This window comes from Streptomyces sp. NBC_00873, assembly GCF_045207415.1.
Taxonomy (GTDB): domain Bacteria; phylum Actinomycetota; class Actinomycetes; order Streptomycetales; family Streptomycetaceae; genus Streptomyces.
Map to the genome: position 1 here is coordinate 6581060 of NZ_CP108803.1, position 17876 is coordinate 6598935.

15 protein-coding genes and 1 pseudogene are annotated in these 17876 nt (G+C 68.0%); 10 read left to right on the plus strand and 6 right to left on the minus strand.

Annotation, left to right across the window (positions count from 1 at the left end):
* Positions 1–126: 126 nt before the first annotated feature.
* On the plus strand, positions 127–1488 hold the full coding sequence (gene glnA / locus OH809_RS30400; protein WP_406418857.1) for a type I glutamate--ammonia ligase: 1362 nt from the start codon (positions 127–129) through the stop codon (positions 1486–1488).
* 176 nt (positions 1489–1664) lie between these two features.
* The gene (locus OH809_RS30405) at positions 1665–2327 is read left to right on the plus strand and encodes an HAD family hydrolase (protein ID WP_406418855.1); all 663 of its coding nucleotides are present in this window, start codon (positions 1665–1667) and stop codon (positions 2325–2327) included.
* Here OH809_RS30405 and OH809_RS30410 read toward each other — a convergent pair.
* On the minus strand, positions 2308–3552 hold the full coding sequence (locus OH809_RS30410; protein ID WP_406418853.1) for a multiprotein-bridging factor 1 family protein: 1245 nt from the start codon (positions 3550–3552) through the stop codon (positions 2308–2310). The genes OH809_RS30405 and OH809_RS30410 overlap by 20 nt on opposite strands.
* A gap of 177 nt (positions 3553–3729) precedes the next feature.
* Here OH809_RS30410 and OH809_RS30415 point away from each other — a divergent pair, with 177 nt between their 5' ends.
* The 5 genes from OH809_RS30415 (at position 3730) to OH809_RS30435 (ending at position 8389) form a co-directional block, all read left to right on the plus strand.
* Entirely contained in the window at positions 3730–4119 is a 390-nt protein-coding gene (locus tag OH809_RS30415) for a hypothetical protein (RefSeq protein ID WP_406418851.1), read from the plus strand.
* Positions 4116–4262: a hypothetical protein gene (locus OH809_RS30420; RefSeq protein WP_406418849.1), complete on the plus strand. Its 147-nt coding sequence runs from the start codon at positions 4116–4118 to the stop codon at positions 4260–4262. Before OH809_RS30415 ends, OH809_RS30420 begins: the two co-directional genes overlap by 4 nt.
* A 1583-nt stretch (positions 4263–5845) precedes the next feature.
* Positions 5846–6382: a hypothetical protein gene (locus OH809_RS30425; protein WP_406418847.1), complete on the plus strand. Its 537-nt coding sequence runs from the start codon at positions 5846–5848 to the stop codon at positions 6380–6382.
* Positions 6383–7499: 1117 nt separating this feature from the next.
* On the plus strand, positions 7500–7844 hold the full coding sequence (locus OH809_RS30430) for a hypothetical protein (protein ID WP_406418845.1): 345 nt from the start codon (positions 7500–7502) through the stop codon (positions 7842–7844).
* 137 nt (positions 7845–7981) lie between these two features.
* Positions 7982–8389, plus strand: a complete 408-nt coding sequence (locus tag OH809_RS30435) for a hypothetical protein (protein ID WP_356003331.1) — start codon at positions 7982–7984, stop codon at positions 8387–8389.
* A gap of 228 nt (positions 8390–8617) precedes the next feature.
* Here OH809_RS30435 and OH809_RS30440 read toward each other — a convergent pair whose 3' ends face one another.
* Positions 8618–9082, minus strand: coding sequence for a DUF6086 family protein (locus OH809_RS30440; protein ID WP_406418843.1), 465 nt, complete (start codon positions 9080–9082; stop codon positions 8618–8620).
* Between the two features lie 730 nt (positions 9083–9812).
* On the opposite strand from OH809_RS30440, the pseudogene OH809_RS30445 reads away from it, so the two are divergent.
* Positions 9813–9899 (plus strand): annotated as a pseudogene (locus tag OH809_RS30445) (glutamine synthetase); the annotation flags it as partial.
* Between the two features lie 93 nt (positions 9900–9992).
* Here OH809_RS30445 and OH809_RS30450 read toward each other — a convergent pair.
* Positions 9993–10514 carry a hypothetical protein gene (locus OH809_RS30450; protein ID WP_406418841.1) on the minus strand — a complete coding sequence of 174 codons (522 nt, stop codon included), beginning with the start codon at positions 10512–10514 and terminating at the stop codon, positions 9993–9995.
* A 386-nt stretch (positions 10515–10900) separates the two neighbouring features.
* Between OH809_RS30450 and OH809_RS30455 the strand changes: the two genes are divergently transcribed.
* Complete coding sequence (locus tag OH809_RS30455) at positions 10901–11713, plus strand: putative protein N(5)-glutamine methyltransferase (RefSeq protein ID WP_406418839.1); 813 nt, start codon at positions 10901–10903, stop codon at positions 11711–11713.
* Positions 11714–11826: 113 nt separating this feature from the next.
* On the opposite strand, the gene OH809_RS30460 is transcribed toward OH809_RS30455, so the two are convergent.
* Positions 11827–12342, minus strand: coding sequence for a pyridoxamine 5'-phosphate oxidase family protein (locus OH809_RS30460; protein ID WP_406418837.1), 516 nt, complete (start codon positions 12340–12342; stop codon positions 11827–11829).
* Between the two features lie 137 nt (positions 12343–12479).
* Between OH809_RS30460 and OH809_RS30465 the strand changes: the two genes are divergently transcribed.
* On the plus strand, positions 12480–15470 hold the full coding sequence (locus OH809_RS30465) for a bifunctional [glutamine synthetase] adenylyltransferase/[glutamine synthetase]-adenylyl-L-tyrosine phosphorylase (protein ID WP_406418836.1): 2991 nt from the start codon (positions 12480–12482) through the stop codon (positions 15468–15470).
* 97 nt (positions 15471–15567) lie between these two features.
* Here OH809_RS30465 and OH809_RS30470 read toward each other — a convergent pair whose 3' ends face one another.
* Both OH809_RS30470 and OH809_RS30475 read right to left on the minus strand, forming a co-directional pair.
* Positions 15568–16488: a phosphatase PAP2 family protein gene (locus OH809_RS30470; protein WP_406418834.1), complete on the minus strand. Its 921-nt coding sequence runs from the start codon at positions 16486–16488 to the stop codon at positions 15568–15570.
* 89 nt (positions 16489–16577) lie between these two features.
* Complete coding sequence (locus OH809_RS30475) at positions 16578–17645, minus strand: LacI family DNA-binding transcriptional regulator (RefSeq protein WP_406418832.1); 1068 nt, start codon at positions 17643–17645, stop codon at positions 16578–16580.
* Positions 17646–17876 lie beyond the last annotated feature (231 nt).

Here is a 17876-nt window from a genome sequence, read left to right on the forward strand (position 1 = left end):
GGGTGGCCGAGTGCTCCATGTCACGTCGAGTGCGTAATCTGGGTGAAATCCCGGGTCGTGATAGTGGAGTCTCCCCCCTATCCCGGGCGGTGGTGCACAGACCGTCTGAACTGCAAGGATGTGGCTATGGACAAGCAGCAGGAATTCGTCCTCAGGACACTTGAGGAGCGCGACATCCGCTTCGTGCGCCTGTGGTTCACCGATGTGCTCGGGTATCTCAAGTCTGTTGCCGTGGCCCCCGCCGAGCTGGAACAGGCATTTGACGAGGGGATCGGCTTCGACGGCTCGGCCATCGAGGGCTTCGCCCGGGTGTACGAGTCCGACATGATCGCCAAGCCGGATCCGGGCACCTTCCAGATCCTGCCCTGGCGCGCGGAGGCCCCCGGCACCGCGCGGATGTTCTGCGACATCCTGATGCCCGACGGTTCGCCGTCCTTCGCCGACCCGCGCTATGTGCTCAAGCGCATCCTTGCCAAGACCTCCGACCTGGGTTTCACCTTCTACACCCACCCGGAGATCGAGTTCTTCCTGCTGAAGAACAAGCCGGTCGACGGCAGCCGCCCGACCCCCGCCGACAGCTCCGGCTACTTCGACCACACCCCGCAGAACGTCGGCATGGACTTCCGCCGCCAGGCGATCACCATGCTCGAATCCATGGGCATCTCCGTCGAGTTCAGCCACCACGAGGGCGCCCCCGGCCAGCAGGAGATCGACCTGCGGTACGCGGACGCGCTCTCGACCGCCGACAACATCATGACCTTCCGTCTCGTCATGAAGCAGGTGGCGCTGGAGCAGGGCGTGCAGGCGACGTTCATGCCGAAGCCGTTCTCGGAGCACCCCGGCTCAGGCATGCACACCCACCTCTCCCTCTTCGAGGGCGACCGCAACGCGTTCTACGAGTCGGGCGCCGAGTACCAGCTCTCCAAGGTCGGCCGCTCCTTCATCGCGGGCCTGCTGAAGCACGCCGCGGAGATCTCCGCCGTGACGAACCAGTGGGTCAACTCGTACAAGCGCATCTGGGGCGGCTCCTCCCGCGCCGCGGGCGCCGGCGGCGAAGCCCCCTCGTACATCTGCTGGGGCCACAACAACCGTTCCGCGCTGATCCGCGTCCCGATGTACAAGCCTGGCAAGACCGGTTCGGCCCGCGTCGAGGTCCGCTCCATCGACTCCGGAGCCAACCCCTATCTGGCGTACGCGGTGCTGCTCGCCGCGGGCCTCAAGGGCATCGAGGAGGGGTACGAACTCCCGCCGGGCGCCGACGACGACGTGTGGGCGCTGTCCGACGCCGAGCGCCGCGCGATGGGCATCGAGCCGCTGCCGCAGAACCTGGGCGAGGCGATTTCGCTGATGGAGAAGAGCGAACTGGTCGCCGAGACGCTCGGCGAGCACGTCTTCGACTTCTTCCTCCGCAACAAGAAGCAGGAGTGGGAGGAGTACCGCAGCGAGGTCACGGCCTTCGAGCTGAAGGCACTGCTGCCGGTGCTGTAACCGCAGGTCAGCCGCATCGCGGCGACGCAGTGACGATCCGGGCCGGTGGCGGTGTTGCCTCTGGCCCGGAGCCCGGTCAAGCGCGCTGGGCCGTATGTGGGCCGTCAGAAGCAGAAGCAGTGGCGCGGTACATGCTGTCCACAGCCTTCCAGGCTGCCCCTCGCTAGGATCGGCGCATGATTCGCGCAGTCGTATTCGACGTCGGTGAGTGCCTGGTGGACGAGACCCGCGAGTACGGCACCTGGGCCGACTGGCTCCGTGTCCCGCGGCACACATTTGCCGCCATGTTTGGAGCCGTCATCGCCCAAGGACGGGACTACCGGGACGTGTTCCATGAGTTCCAGCCAGGCTTCGACCTGTACGAGCAGCGCCAAGCGCGCGCGGACGCCGGACAGCCCGAGCACTTCGACGAGTCGGATCTGTATGACGACGTCCGACCTGCCCTCGCACAGCTGCGAGCCGACGGGCTGTGGCTCGGCATCGCAGGCAACCAGACCGTGCGGGCCGGCGGCATCCTTCGTCAGCTGTTCACCGACGATGTCGACCTGATCGGCACCTCGGATGACTGGGGCGCCAGCAAGCCCGACCCGGAGTTCTTCGTCCGGGTCGCCGACGTCGTCCCGCACGAGCCCAGCGAGATCCTGTACGTCGGCGACCGCGTCGACAACGACCTGCGCCCGGCGGTGTCCGCCGGGATGCACACCGCGCTCGTTCACCGCGGGCCGTGGGGAATCATCCAGTGGAACACCGCCGAAGCACGTGACCTGCCGACGTTCCGTATGGAGTCGCTCCTCGAACTCCCCGAACAGATCAAGAAGTTCAACGAGCGAGCGCACTGACCGTCGTCGACCACCCGTACAGCCGCTCGTCCAGGTCCCGCACGCACTGCTCGTTCTGGTGCGGGGCCAGCGAGCGTCGCACCTCCCGCACCCGGTCCATGCCCATCGCGTACCAGGTGACCGCGAGCTGGTTGAGTGCCCGGCACGCATAGTCGCAAGCCTCCTCCGGGTTTCCGGCCGCTGCCTCAACCGCGGCGAGGTCTCCGTAGATAACGGTGCGCTGCTTGTCCTCGGTGGCCGGCATGTCCCCGAGCACTCCGAGCAGCGTCTCCCGAGCCTGAGGCAGGTGACCGGCCTTGAGCTGCGTGTTCCCCTTGAAGGCCGCGAGCCGCACCGGGGTGAACCAGTCCATCCACGAGGGCGACGTGTGCTCACTGCCTGCGGTCAGGGTGTCCTCGGCATGCCCGATCAGATGAAGGGCAGTCCGGGTGTTTCCGCACCGGGTCTCACACTCGGCCTCGACCGCGTCCAACCAAGCCAGGAATTCCGCGCTGGCGGGGCCGCGGCGCGCGTAGGTTCGGGCGGCGACCATGCGCTCTGCCGCGGCATCCCGGCGCCCGTCCCACCCAGGGATGAACGCCGTGTGGGCGAGGATGGCAGCCCCGAGCAGCGGGTCGTCGGCCTCGCCTGCAGCCTGCAGAGCACGCAGCAGTGTCTGACCCGCCTGCTCCGGCTCGCGCAGGTCGAAGAACTCGATACGCCCCGCGAGCATCCACGTCTCGGCCAGCGCCGCGGCCACCGTGCGCCGGGTCTGGCCGACGGTCTCGGGCAGCAGCGCGCAGCCCAGTGTGGCGTGAGCAATGGCCGCAGGGTGCAGCGTCGCGGGCGCGACGGACCAGTACAGGCGCCGATGCGACCGGGTCACCGCCTCAAAATCGGAGGCCACGGAGGCCGGCTGCATGGCGACCGCGGACTGCATAGGCACCGCAGCCAGACCGACAGCAGCCACGGTCGCCCCGACCAGGTTGCGCCGAACCGGGTCCGGTCGGTCGCGGCCTGCCGGTGCGGTGAATCCGAGCGATTCCATATCCTGGCCGAGCAGCTGGGTGAGAACCTGCTGAAGGTCCGGGTGAGGCCAGGGCGGATTCTCTGACTCCCAACGGCGGACCTGTCGAACACCGACACCGAGGGCTGTGGCCAGCTCCTGCTGTGAACGGTACCCCGCGGCATGGCGGGCTGACCTCAGGCGGATATTGCTTGCGGGCTGCGACACGCGAACCTCCATGACGGCATCTCAAGTCAGTGTCACAGCAAGTCCTTTAGGAGACCAGTCGTCACCCGTATGACGGCATGAAAGTCCTCTTTGGTGTCGTGAAAAGACCTCTGAAAGTCCTCGAAACGCACGCGGGTAGGGGCCACTCTTGGCGCACTGCTCACCACTGTGCACCGAGGAGCCTCAGCGATGACCCCACCAAGCACCCGCACTATAAGGAGCTGCCGTCTCGAAGGAGCGGGTTGGGAGTGGGACGCCGTCCGCGTACCCCGCAGCGTCGGGCTCGACGCCCTCGCCATCCTCGGCGGCCGTTCCGGGGCAGTGCTCGAGGACCCACTTGCCGCAGCTCTGTACTGGTTCATTGCCCCAGGCTCCCGCGAGGATTGGGATGTCCCCGGGACACGCATCCTCGGCGAGGATGCGTACCTGGTCATCCCGCCCCACCGGCGCACCCAGGGCCCCGGACCGCACTGGCGAGTCTGCCCGGGCGACGACGAGTGGGTCACCGAGACCGCGGCGTTACAAGCCGCACTCGAAGACGCTGCCGGTCCGCGTCTCGGAGCGGAGCACTTCGGATGATCACGCTGACGAAATCCGGCCGTGCCGAGACCGCGTACCGCAAGCTCCTCGGCCACACCGTGACGTGCGCAGGCTGCCGCGCCGGTACGCCCTGCTCCACGGCTGCCCGGCTGGGCCGCGCCTGGCGGGAGGTTCGCCGATGATGTGCGACCGCTGCGACCAGCCGATTGACCCTGCGGATGCGAAGCCATACGAGGTCCCCGGGGCGACCGGCCCCGGCGTCACGGTCTACCTATGCAGGGAGCGCTGCGACGTGCCGCCGCCGCTCCGCCCGAAAACGTACACGTACCCGCCTCGCCGCTGATCTCCCGCCCGTACCAGGTCGGCGGCGGCCGCGGTCCAGACGGGCCCGTTCCTCTTCGGCGAGCTGGGCGTCTCGGACTTCCGCGCCCGTGGCACGTCTTCTTGCCCTGGGTCTTCGTTGGTTCCGGCGGGATGAGGCCGCCGCCGAGTGGTCGTCATTGGTCATTCGTGGCCCCTGCTGAGCGCCCTCGGACGGCCCCGACGGCCCCGTCCGAGGCGCGAGATGACCCAGCCTGCTCGACATCCGCTTTAGGAGTTCGATCGGACGACCGTCCTACCCGTTCGCTCCATAGGCGATGAAGCTGCTGCCGATCGTTTGGTGCCGCTGGTGTCCACCCTCGTTGATGTCAACTCTGGATGTCAGGTGGAGCCGAGTGCCCGCGGTCTTGTCAGCCGCAAGGACATCGAGTGAGGGGGCCTGGACGTGGAAGGCCCTTCGAGGACTGACAGCAGCCTGAGTTTCAGTGGAGGTCCGGGGACGCCAAGACGATGAACTGCTCCAAGTGCGCTCTCGCCTCCTCACCGTTGGCGCTCAGGCCCTGTGAGTCAGTTGCCTGGTGGATAGCGGACGCCTTCTCGTACGCAACCCTTGCAGCGTCGACCACCTCTGAACAGCTGGCTATGAGCTGGACTCGGAACAGAGCGTGCAAAGCCACTCCGCGGAGGCGGTAGGACTCGGTGCGCGCTTCGACGTAGGTCGGGCTTTGAGGATCTTCATGCTTCCTGTGCCAGCGATCCTGCTGCCCTCGGCGAAACTCCGTAACAGCGCCGGCAAAATCGCTGTAGACAGCGAGACGCTCCGAGCGGAGTTGCTGACTGGAAGTAAACCTTTGCGCATGTTCTGACGAAGTGCGCTGAAATCGATGGGTTACAACCACGCCCAGAAGAGTGCCGAGGACAGCCACAAGAGTCGAGAGAGCACCATTCATGGGCGCAGCACATCACAAGATCAACATCTGAGGTGACTCCTCGGGGACGGTCGTTACATGTTTCGACAATTTCGCCTTGGTCCCCAACTGCCGCTCGACAGCCAACCACAGGCTTGCGCGCTGGAGAGAAGCTCCGAGCGGCTCGACCTGCCGATTGCTGCTTTGTAAGGGTGGTGGTGAGGGGCGGGGAGGGTGTGCAGATCACCCAGGCTTTGAGGGGTCCGCAGATCAGCGGTCCATCTCAGCTGCAGCGAACCGCCGTTGACCGTGGATGACCGCCCGATGTGGCACGACTGTGGCACGCATCGGCCGGTAGCGTCCTTGGAAGCTGTCTGGGTCGCGCAGAACCTATGGGCTGCTCTGCGCGGACCCGGCGCTTGAACTGGAGTCAGACTTTGCGATGTGCTGGCATCGCGGCTGTTGACCTTGCGTTCCGCCCGGAGTTGGATCTTCCCTGCCCGCGCGGGTGTCCGGGCAGAGGGAGGTCCACGACAATGGCTGTTGATGCCCGAGACGGGCTGATACGGGTGGTGCCCTTCGAGCGGATGTCCGCGCTGATGATGGCTGCGGGCGCGGTGCTGTCCGAAGGGGTGCTGCTGGCCCTGATCGGTACGGCTTCCCGGCTCGAGACGCTGTTGGTGGGAACGGTTGTGGTCTTTCTCGTGTCCCTTGCGATGCTGCCGCTGAGTTTCTGTCTCCCCGCCCGACGGCGCCACAAGTACGAGCATGCCGCGCGGATCGATAGCGTCGCAGACCTGCTCGAGGGACAGGATGCGGCGAGGCGGCTGTCGCTATGGCGTGCGGCTGGGGTCGTGGGTTTGTCGGCCTGTTGGATGATGCTCCTCGGCTTGACCTTCCATGAGGTCATGCCGCCGGTCATGCTGGTCCCGCTGGCCGTGGCCCTGTGGGCACGGTCCCGGGCGACCGCAAATTGGGAGCAGGTGAACGGGGCAGCCCTGTGGCAGGGCGTTCCCGGGCTGCTGGGGACCCGAGGTCCGGTCTTCCGCATGCCGGCAGATGGCGGGATGTGAACCTGCCGCCTCTTCGTCCCGAAGCAACTTGGGCACGCGCTCTATCTTGGGCTGGTCCCCTTGTCACCTACTGTGATGGTCCAGAGATGTGCGTGATTGTCCGCCGCTGTCTATCGGCGTTGTCACGCAGTTAGACACTCACCCGCCCATCTCGGAACCGTGAATGGTGTGTTCGATGTCGTGTCATGTCGTGGACACAGCCAAGCCAAGATCCAACTCCTGTCTCCCCTGGGCGGTCTCCGCATTGTTCGGAGCTGCTATGGGCTTCGTCGCCTGGTCGCTGACCGTCTGGGCGCGCGTACTGCGACGCGGGTTACGAGGCCGGCGGACGCTTCGAACTCAACTTCTTGCTGCCTCTGGTCGTGGGATCCGAAGCACTCGTTGGACTCGTGGCGCGGGCCATCGGCCGACGCCTGGTGCTTCACGCGCCAACGGCGGTCCGCGTCTCACTGCCGACGCTACTGGTGGTCGTTGCGACGGTGTGGCTGGCATGGTGGTTCTTCGCGACCCAAGGGACGCTGGACGGCTATCCCGGCGACTCTGGCCTCTGTCCCGTGAGTAACGTCCCGCCACAGTGGCCTGACTGGATCCCCGTCTGATCAGCCACGACTGACCATCGGCGGCCGTGACCTGCGGCCGTCTTATCGATCAACGCCCTGACCTGCTGCTGAGTTGTCGGCAGTTGTCGACGTTGGTCATCGTTGAGCGCCCTTCCACGGTCCCAGGACGGCCCGGGAGGGCGCTCGTGCTTTGGCGAGACTCGTCGCGAGCACCGCTTTAGGAGCGAGGTGGGGCGAGTTGAGGTCTGACCTGTGGGATACCGACTTCGGCGACTGCTGGCTGTGGCCTCCGCCAACCGCCGCTGTTTCCTGTGAGTCCCCGCCCGATCTGGCGCGGTTGTGGCACGGGGAACTTCTGATCCGTAGCTCCTGCTCCTGGTGGCCTACCTGTCCGGCCTGGTGAACATTACCGCCGCGTCTTGCATGCCTCCGATGATGTTGACGTTCTTTGTGCGTCCCGGGAGAGTCACTGCGGCGAGCATCGGAGGGTAGGTATGAACATGGCTGGCACCTCGGCACCTCCGGAGCACGGAGGCGTCGCGAGAGGCTGTGTGGCCGTGGGCCTGATCATGGGGTTGGTGCCGCTTGGCGGGCTGCTGCTCCTGTTCAGTTTCGTGGCCACGATGGAGGTTGACTCTCCAGACGCTTTCGCGGGGTGGCGGGACAACCTCAGCGGCCTCGCGCTGTTTCCGCTGGCGCTCAGCGTCACCGCGCTCCTCGGTGCGCTAGCAGCCACGTTGTGGGCGTCCCGGCGCGTGCGGCCATTCGTCGGCCTGGTGTGCGGTCTACTGCTCGTCGCGGCCTGCTATCGGGCGTACACGCTTGCACCGATGCTGAAGTGCTGGAGCCACAATTCCATCGCGCGGGAGGCGGACGGCTCCTATAACTGCGCTGACCGCTAACCGCTGACCGTGGCCTTCCACCTACGAGATCATCTCACTTGTAATTAGCGCCCGTTGTAACGTCACACGCTGCCGGGGCGGACCGACCGTTGGCGGACGCCTCCTCCCACACACCACTCCCGAAGGAAGGCGAACCCGTGCAGACAGAGGAGGTACGGCCTTCCCCCGTGGAGAAGAAAGCCGAGTACAGCGCCGCCACCTGGTTGATCGGGTGGGTGGTCTTTCTGGGGTCCGGGTATCTGACCTCGCTGCTGCTGTTCAGTACCTGGGCGAACTGCGATATCGGCACCGACGGTGTCGACCAGCTCTTCTCGTTGGTGGTCACGGCGACCGGCATGGCGACGGTGTCGACCGTGCTGTGGGCTGTGATGCGCAAGGCGACCGGTCGCCGAAGGCTGTTGCTACCGCTGGTTTTCACGGTTCTCGCCACGGCTGTGCTGCTCTGGCCAACGCTGGCAGTGTGGTACGCGTCGCCCGGCCACCCGGACAGCATGTGCGAACCGGGCGGCAGGCCGGTGTGGTTGCCCAGTTGGCTGCCCTTGTGAGGCGGGCCATCCGTAGAACGGCTCGAAGTTGGTGAACAAGACTATCCAGCCAGAACGGCTGCGGCGTCGTGATCACACCGGGCCACGGCTTGATCACCTCACCTGACCACCAGTTACGGGACAGCTCATAGGGCTCGCCGTGGCACCCGTGGTTGACCGTGGTTCCCCGCCCAGTCGGGCACGGATCGGGCACGGACACCTTCTGATCCGTAGCTCTAGCCGGATCGGTCAACGACGGCCATACCGGCCGCTACGGGACCCGGGAGGGACGCTACCGGACGCGGGCGGTTGCTGGGGTTGCGGTACTGCGCTGCTGTACTGCCTCCAGTTTGGAGCCCCCATGGAGCGTCCGAAAGAGGCCATGCCGCTTCGAAGCGCATCCTCGTGTTCGGCGCTCAGTGTGATGGAAGACCCCGCCATGTCCAGGAGAACGAGCGATGTGACCAGCAGGCCGCGCCACAGTCCCTGCAGCACCGCGCTGTTGGTCCGAGAGTAGGAGTCGTACAGCCCTTCCACGAACGCCTGGAACGTCGGCAGCTCTATGTCACAGCCGCCTAGCCGGTCGTTGTGTGTCAATCCGGTCGGCATCTGGATGTGCTCCGCTGCGCCCTGCGCAAGGGAGAAGTAGAGCCGACCGCTTTGGGAGCCCGCATCCCAAAGCGTCTCGTCTTCCAGTTCGTAGGGGTAGCTCAATCCGGTAACTCCACATTTTCATAACGGCGGCAGAGACGCAGGTGAGGCAGGTCACTGGCCTGTGACCATAGTCGTAGAGGACCGTCACTGTCTGCCCTCGTCCGTCGACGTTGATGTCAGTGACGGATGTCAGCCTCGTCGCGCCACCTGCCCCACGATCTTTACCCACCACCCTCCCCAGCTCCCATCCCGTCCGCCGTCGACCCACACACCGTGGAGCGGGCGTGGTTCATGGCGTCCAGGTGGAGCGCGCCACTGTACGAACGACCTGGACGCCATGGGCCGCGTCTGCTCGGCTCTGCCTGGGTCGACGGGGGACGGGATGGGAGCTCTCCGCGCACGCCACTACGGACCCGCGGGCGGGAACGGCGCCCCCTCCATCCCGGTGCCGGCCGATCCCCCGCCGGAGGCATTGCCTTGACCGTGGGCCGCTCTATGTGGTGATCGACTCATGGCCCCTGGCCCTACCCACATGTGGGCGCGCGTCGGCGCAGGGCGGGCGGAGCGGGCCGAAGGCAGGAGCGGCGCCCGCAGCGGAGCCGGGGCTTGACGAAGTAGCGAAAATCTTACCGTGCGGGTGTAGTTCCCGACGGTGACGAAACTGATGGGCCGTCTGTGGGCCGTCGGAGGTCAGCCCATGGTGACCAACAACGACCATTGACGCCCCTGTAGCTGCAGTTCAGTGGGGACCTCGGGCGCATCGTTCGAGGTGGCTCAGAGGGCGTACAAGTTCCTCCGCAACAAGAAGCAGGAGTGGGAGGAGTACCGCAGCGAGGCCACGGCCTTCGAGCTGAAGGCACTGCTGCCGGTGCTGTAACCACAGGTCGGCGCTGTCCGAGCGAACGTACGCGGCTTCGGGCCGACGGTTCCGTACCGTCGGCCCGAAGCCGTTTCGACGGCTTTCAAGAACTCAGTGCTGGAGCGCGGCCTTGGCGGCCACGATGATCAGCCCAAGCGCCAGGTTGACGACAGCGACGGACGCCACCGCACCGCGAGAGGCGCCGGCCCGGATGACAGCGGCACTGGCCCAGCTGACTTGCTGGGCCACGGCGACGCCCAGCGCGAGCCATGCCGTCCCTTCGAGACCCAGACCCAGGAGCGGACTGATCGCGACAGCGGCGGCCGGCAGGAAGGCCGACTGCACGATCGGCCACTCGCGAACGCAGACGTGGCGGATCTCCCGCCAAGTCGTGGCCCGGTGCCTCAATCGGTCTCCGACAAAATCGGCGTAGACGTGCGCGGCCCAGAACACCCCACCGGTACAAAGCAGGAGTACCACGAGCTCGAAGCGCGGATGGTGGCCGAGCGTGCTGGCCCCGGCCACCACTGATGCAGCCAGGAGCGAGCCGTAGATTGCGCCCGTGTAGTCAGTCCGGACCGCATCGGGCGGTTTACGGGCGTTCGGTTCATTCAGAGAGGAGCGGTGTGCCACCTGATCAGGATCGCAAGAGAGGCCGGATCCTGCCATTGCGCCGCTGCGGCTCGCTCTGGGCCCGGAGCGGCTCGTGCCATGAGGATCGGGCAAGGCTGTGGAGAGCGCGCGCAACTTCGGCCCGGAACTCCGGAACTCTGGACGAGGTGTGTCCGGTGGGCGACGTCACGGACGTGGTCGGATCCACGCGTACCGCCCGGCCCGGTCCGTGGCGGGCACCGGGACTCGATTCAGGTAGTGTTGCCGACCCCAGCACGGGGACAGACCGAGGAGGTGAGACCCATTACCGCTGTATCAGGCTGGGTGCTCACCTCTCGCGATTGCGTGGTCGGACCGGTATAGGCGGACCGCGGAGCACCCATCGGCATTCCGAAAGGCTCCGCTCCATGCCGCTTTCCTCGACACCGCTCCCTTACTCCGTCATCGTCACCAGACTTCGCGCCGCCGGCTGTGTATTCGCCGAGGACGAGGCGGAGTTGATCCTCTCCACAGCCGTGGACCCGGCCGAACTCGCGGCCATGGTCGACCGGCGGACAGCCGGGCTCCCCCTCGAACACGTCCTCGGCTGGGCCGAGTTCCGCGGTCTACGGATCAGCGTGGACCCCGGTGTCTTCGTCCCCCGGCGCCGTACCGAATTCCTCGTCGACCAGGCCGTCGGCCTCGTCGGACCCTCGGACGGCCCCGCCGTCGTCGTCGATCTGTGCTGCGGTTCCGGTGCGCTGGGCGCCGCGCTCGCCGCCGCCCTGGACGTGGTCGAGCTGCACTCCAGCGATGTCGAACCCGCCGCGGTGCGGTGCGCGCGCCGCAATGTCGCCGGCGTGGGGGAGGTGTACGAGGGCGACCTCTTCGAACCGCTGCCCGCCTCGCTGCGCGGCCGCGTCGGGATTCTGCTGGCCAATGTGCCGTACGTACCCAGCGAGGACGTCGAACTCCTGCCCGCGGAGGCCCGGGTCCATGAACCGAGGGTGGCGCTCGACGGTGGGGGCGACGGGCTCGACGTGCTGCGCAGAGTGACTGCCGAAGCGCCTCGGTGGCTGGCGCCGGGCGGGCATCTGCTGGTCGAGACGAGCGAACGGCAGGCGGCGCGGGCCGAGGAGACCGTCGCCCGGAGCGGGCTGATTGCGCGGGTGGTCACCTCCGACGAGCTGTACGCGACCGTCGTCATCGGCACGAAGCCCGTTGCCGGGAACGGCAGGTAGCCGGTCCCGGGGCGCCTGAGCGGTTCTCGCTCAGGCGCCGTGCGTGTCCGCGTCGGCAGGCATCACCGGGGGACGGCGGTGGTACGGGACCGGCACGCCGCGCGGGACACCTCTCAGCCGAAGAGCCAGCGCGTCTGGCTGTACGGCTCGCCCTTGCCGAAGCCGAAAGCCTTGCGCGGGGTCACCCCGAAGACCTCGGCACGGCCGCCCGCACTGTTCGCGAACGCGCCCGCGTGGACCTCGAAGTGCCAGTCCGCGCCGTACTTCTCCTCCCAGAGCTCCGCCAGCCGGGTCAGCCGGGGCTCGTCCGTCACCGGGACCGCCCGGCCCTCGACCACCACGTCCAAGCCCCGGGACAGCGTGTTGGTGCCGGTCGTCAGCACGACCTCCTGGTTCTCCGCCAGGTTCCGCGCCTTGCGCTCCGTCGGGCCCGTGCAGAAGTGCAGCGCGCCGTCCGTCCAGAGCCCGATCAGCGGAGTGACATGCGGGCGACCGCCCGGGCGGACCGTGGACAGCCAGAACACCCCTGCCCGCGTCAGCACACCCACGGCTTCCGACCACGGGCGGGCGGTTGCCCCCTTGTCGCTGTACTCGTGCTGCAGCTCGGCGACGGGTTCGGGTCCGGACATGGTCGCGCCCTCCTGATACAGGTCCTGCAAGCGATCGTGCCTGCGAAGTACGGACCGCGCACCCGCTACGCATTCATCGGCACAGGGCTAGGCTCGGAATGCTGGGACGGAACGGGCGGCGAGCAGGAGAGCATGGAATGACGACGGTGCCGGGGCGCAGAAGCAGTACGTTCACCCGACTGCTGCGGCACGGTTTCACCGATCCCGCCGCCGCCGAGCGGCTGCTCGACCTGCCCGCCCTGGCGTCCGTACGCACCGATCCGGTGCTGCTCGACGCCCTCGGGGCGACCGCCGACCCCGATCTGGCGCTGCGCGGACTCGTCCGGCTGGTGGAGGCGGAGGACGCCGACGAGCGGCAGATGCTGCTGGACACGCTCGTCTCCGCCAAGCCGCTGCGGGACCGGCTGCTCGGGGTGCTCGGGGCGTCCGAGGCGCTCGGTGACCATCTGGCCCGGCGCCCCCGCCACTGGCAGGCGCTCGTCATGTACGAGGCGACGGACCTGCACCCCGGGGTCGCCGAATTCGAGCACGAGCTCGGGGACGCCCACGACCCGGACACGCTGCGCATCGCCTACCGCCGGTGCCTGCTGGCCATAGCGGCCCGGGACGTGTGCGGTACGACGGACGTCGCCGAGACCGCCGCCGAACTCGCCGACCTGGCGACCGCGACCCTGCGGGCCGCGCTCGCCATCGCCCGGACGGCCGCACCCGCCGACGCCGCCCTGTGCCGGCTGGCGGTCATCGCGATGGGCAAGTGCGGCGGGCACGAACTGAACTACGTCTCCGACGTCGACGTCATCTTCGTGGCGGAACCGGTCGGCAGCTCGGAGGAGAGCAAGGCCGTCCAGGCCGCCACCCGGCTGGCCGCGCACATGATGCGAATCTGTTCCGAGACGACCGTCGAGGGCACCATCTGGCCGGTCGACGCCAACCTCCGGCCCGAGGGCCGCAACGGACCGCTGGTACGGACGCTCTCCTCACATCTCGCGTACTACCAGCGCTGGGCCAAGACCTGGGAGTTCCAGGCGCTGCTCAAGGCCCGGCCGGTGGCCGGAGACCCCGAACTGGGTGCGGAGTACGTCGAGGCCGTCTCGCCGATGGTCTGGCAGGCAGCGGACCGGGAGAACTTCGTCGGCGACGTACAGAAGATGCGCCGCCGCGTCGTCGACAACATCCCCGCGGACCGTGTCAACCGTGAGATCAAGCTCGGGCCCGGCGGGCTGCGGGACGTCGAGTTCGCCGTACAGCTGCTGCAGCTCGTGCACGGCCGCAGCGATGCGTCCCTGCACAGCGGCTCGACCCTGGACGCCCTTCGGGCGCTCGCCGAGGGCGGCTACGTCGGCCGGGTGGATGCGGTGCAGTTCGACGACGCGTACCGCTTCCTGCGCGCCATGGAGCACCGCATCCAGCTCTACCGGCTGCGCCGCACCCACCTCGTGCCCGAGGACGAGTCGGACCTGCGGCGGCTCGGGCGCTCCCTCGGGATGCGTATGGACCCCATCGCCGAGATCAACCAGGCGTGGAAGCGGCACGCGTCCGTGGTGCGGCGGTTGCACGAGAAACTGTTCTACCGGCCGCTGCTGGACGCCGTCGCCCAGCTCGCACCCGGCGAGACCCGGCTCAGCGCGAAGGCCGCCGGGGTCCGGCTCGAAGCCCTCGGATACGCCGATCCGGCGGCCGCGCTCCGGCACCTGGAGGCGCTGTCGTCCGGGGTGTCCCGCAAGGCAGCGATCCAGCGGACCCTGCTGCCGGTGCTGCTCGGCTGGTTCGCGGACTCCGCCGACCCGGACGCCGGGCTCCTCGGCTTCCGCAAGGTGTCCGACGCGCTCGGCAAGACCCCCTGGTACCTGCGGCTGCTGCGCGACGAGGGCGCGGCGGCGGAGAACCTCGCCCGCGTCCTGTCGGCCGGCCGGTTCGCCCCCGACCTGCTGCTGCGGGCGCCCGAGGCGGTGGCGATCCTCGGCGACCCGCAGGGGCTGAAGCCGCGCAGCCGGAATCACCTGGAGCAGGAGGTGCTGGCCGCGGTGGGGCGGGCCGAGGACGCCGAGTCCGCGGTCGCGGTGGTCCGCGGTGTGCGACGGCGCGAACTGTTCCGTACGACGGCGGCGGACCTCATCGGCTCGTACGGCACGGAGGAGAACCCCGCGGAACCCGACCACGGCGCACTCGTCGACCGGGTCGGCAACGCGGTCACGGACCTGAACGCGGTCACCATCGCGGGCGCGCTGCGCGCCGCCGTACGCGAACAGTGGGGCGACACCCTACCCACCCGGTTCGCCGTCATCGGCATGGGCCGCTTCGGCGGTCATGAACTCGGTTACGGCTCCGACGCCGACGTCCTGTTCGTGCACACACCGCGCGAGGGCGTCGACGAGCAGGAGGCGACCCGGGCCGCCAACACCGTCGTCGCCGAGATGCGCAGACTGCTGCAACTGCCCACCGCCGACCCGCCACTGATCATCGACGCGGATCTGCGGCCGGAGGGCAAGAGCGGACCGCTGGTGCGCACCTTGAAGTCGTACGACGCGTACTACCGGCGCTGGTCGCTGGTCTGGGAGAGCCAGGCCCTGCTGCGCGCCGAACCCATGGCGGGTGACGCGGAGCTCGGCCGCGACTTCATCGAACTGATCGATCCCCTGCGCTATCCGATGGAGGGGCTGGGGGAGGACGCGGTCCGCGAGATCCGTCGCCTCAAGGCCCGGATGGAGTCCGAACGGATGCCGCGCGGCGCCGACCCGACGCTCCACACGAAGCTGGGGAGGGGCGGGCTGAGCGACGTCGAGTGGACGGTCCAGCTGTTGCAGATGCAGCACGGTTGGGCGGAACCGGGGCTGCGCACGACCCGCACGCGCGAAGCGCTGGCCGCGGCGTGCGCGGCGGAACTGATCTCCGGCGAGGACGCACAGACGCTGGACGAGGCATGGGTACTGGCGACCCGGGTCCGCAACGCGGTGATGCTGGTGCGTGGACGCCCGGCGGACACGTTCCCTTCGGGGCCGCGGGAGCTGACGGCCGTGGGGCGGTACCTGGGGTACGGGCCGGGGCGCGTGGGGGACATGCTGGACGACTACCGGCGGATCACGCGGCGGGCGCGCGCGGTGGTGGAGGAGCGGTTCTACGGGGCGTGAGGGGACGGGGCGGAAAGGCGTCCTCACGAGCCGGACGGGCTCGTACGGCCGGCCCGGCCGGCACATTCGAGCCCGTCCTGCGAGGGAGACCAGGCGTTCACCGGCGCACCGGTGCCTCCGTGGCCGGGTGGCCCGCCCGGATCGGCGTCCCCGCGCTCAGCCCTGCCAGGCGTGCCCGCTCGCGCGGCACCTGCACCCGCTTCGGGAGGTGGTGCGGCAGCGCCCCGTACCACGCGTAGGACACCGCGAAACCGAACGTCAGGCAGGCCATCCCGCCCATCGCGTCGAGCCAGAAATGGTTGGCCGTCGACACGATCACGACCAGGGTGACCGGCGGGTAGAGGAGGCCCAGGATCCGCGCCCAGGGCGCAGACGCCAGCGCGAAGACGGTCAGCCCGCACCACAGCGACCAGCCGATGTGCATGGACGGCATCGCCGCGTACTGGTTCGACATGTTCTTGAAGTTGCCCGAGGCCATCGAACCCCAGGTGTGGTGCACCAGCACGGTGTCGATGAAGTGCCCGCCGTTCATCAGACGCGGCGGCGCGAGCGGATACAGGTAGTAACCGAGCAGCGCGACACCGGTCGTTGCGAACAGCGTCAGACGCGCTGCCGCGTAACGGCCGGGATGGAAACGGAACAGCCACACCAGCACACCGACGGTGACGATGAAGTGCAGTGTCGCGTAGTAGTAGTTCATCGAGATGATCAGCCATGTCACGGAATTCACCGCGTGGTTGACCGTCTGTTCGACGGCGATGCCCAGGAACCTCTCCACCGACCAGAGCCAGTCGGCATTCGCCAGGGCCGCGGCCTTCTGCTCGGGGACAGCGTTGCGCACCAGCGAGTAAAGCCAGTAACTGACCGCGATCAGCAGGACTTCGAACCAGATACGCGGCCTACGGGGGGACCGCAGCGAGCGCAGTCTCGCCGGCCTGTCGTTCCGCTTCGCCTCGAGGGCCGCCTCGTCCACGATGGGTGACGGGGGGGCCGCCGTTCGGCCTTCCTGTGACGTCACGCTCAATTCACCCATAGGCATCGATTCTGTCAGATGCGTCCCCCTGTCTGATCATCCTCCGGTGGGGTTCCGGCTGCACATGATGCACCCTACGGGCGGGCGTGCGACCCTGGGGCCATTCCTGAAGCGGAGGACGGATCCGGGCCGGGGCCCGCGGCAGTTGAACCACGTACGACCAGTTCCGGCATGAAGACGAACTCGCTGTGCGGAGCCGGTGTGCCACCGATCTCCTCGAGCAGGGTGCGGACCGCGGCCTGACCCATCGCCGTGACCGGCTGCCGGATCGTCGTCAGCGGCGGATCGGTGAACGCTATGAGCGGCGAATCGTCGTAGCCGACGACCGACAGGTCGCGCGGCACGTCCATCGACAGCCTGCGCGCGGCCCGGATCGCTCCGAGCGCCATCATGTCGCTCGCGCACACCACCGCCGTGCACCCGCGCTCTATCAGTGCGGAGGCGGCCGCCTGGCCGCCCTCCAGCGTGTACAGCGAGTGCTGGATCAGTTCCTCCACCTCCTCCGAGGTGAGGTTCAACTGCTCCTGCACGGTGGCGCGGAAGCCCTCGATCTTCCGGAGTACGGGAACGAAACGCTTGGGCCCGACCGCAAGGCCGATCCGCTGATGGCCGAGCGACACCAGATGCGTCACCGCGAGCCGCATCGCCGCCCGGTCGTCGGGCGAGATGAAGGGTGCCTGGACTTTCGGCGAGAATCCGTTGACCAGGACGAAAGGGACGCCCTGGGCGCGCAGTTGCTCGTACCGCTGCATGTCGGCCGAGGTATCGGCGTGCAGGCCCGAGACGAAGATGATGCCGGAGACGCCACGGTCGACGAGCATCTCGGTGAGCTCGTCCTCGGTGGAACCGCCGGGCGTCTGTGTGGCCAGCACCGGGGTGTAGCCCTGCCGGGTCAGCGCCTGGCCGATCACCTGGGCCAGCGCCGGGAAGATGGGGTTCTCCAGCTCGGGCGTGATCAGCCCGACCAGCCCCGCGCTGCGCCTGCGCAGCCGTACCGGCCGTTCGTAGCCGAGGACGTCGAGCGCGGCGAGTACGGATTCGCGGGTGGCTGCAGCAACACCGGGTTTGCCGTTCAGTACACGGCTGACCGTAGCTTCGCTGACCCCCGCCTGAGTTGCGATATCGGCAAGCCGTGCGGTCATGGAAGTGGACTGTACCGGGCGTATGTCGGATTGCCCACCATGCGCAGGAATCGGGCGACCGGACCTGTAGGGCTACGCGCGGCAACCGCGTGCGCCGGTGAGCGGCCTCGTCCCGGAGCATCGTCGCCGACAGGGCTGTCGCAACATCTTGCAAGGACTTGCGAAGGTGTCATGCTGCCCGCAGTCGGATCGTCGCACTGCGGAATCGGGCGCCTGCGCCTTCTCCTGTCA

What these genes read in the sequence shown, in the direction of transcription:
- glnA (WP_406418857.1), top strand. Translation starts at nt 127, where the DNA reads ATGGACAAGCAGCAGGAATTCGTCCTCAGGACACTTGAGGAGCGCGAC.
- OH809_RS30405 (WP_406418855.1), top strand. Translation starts at nt 1,665, where the DNA reads ATGATTCGCGCAGTCGTATTCGACGTCGGTGAGTGCCTGGTGGACGAG.
- OH809_RS30410 (WP_406418853.1), bottom strand. Translation starts at nt 3,552, where the DNA reads ATGGAGGTTCGCGTGTCGCAGCCCGCAAGCAATATCCGCCTGAGGTCA.
- OH809_RS30415 (WP_406418851.1), top strand. Translation starts at nt 3,730, where the DNA reads ATGACCCCACCAAGCACCCGCACTATAAGGAGCTGCCGTCTCGAAGGA.
- OH809_RS30420 (WP_406418849.1), top strand. Translation starts at nt 4,116, where the DNA reads ATGATCACGCTGACGAAATCCGGCCGTGCCGAGACCGCGTACCGCAAG.
- OH809_RS30425 (WP_406418847.1), top strand. Translation starts at nt 5,846, where the DNA reads ATGGCTGTTGATGCCCGAGACGGGCTGATACGGGTGGTGCCCTTCGAG.
- OH809_RS30455 (WP_406418839.1), top strand. Translation starts at nt 10,901, where the DNA reads ATGCCGCTTTCCTCGACACCGCTCCCTTACTCCGTCATCGTCACCAGA.
- OH809_RS30460 (WP_406418837.1), bottom strand. Translation starts at nt 12,342, where the DNA reads ATGTCCGGACCCGAACCCGTCGCCGAGCTGCAGCACGAGTACAGCGAC.
- OH809_RS30465 (WP_406418836.1), top strand. Translation starts at nt 12,480, where the DNA reads ATGACGACGGTGCCGGGGCGCAGAAGCAGTACGTTCACCCGACTGCTG.
- OH809_RS30475 (WP_406418832.1), bottom strand. Translation starts at nt 17,645, where the DNA reads ATGACCGCACGGCTTGCCGATATCGCAACTCAGGCGGGGGTCAGCGAA.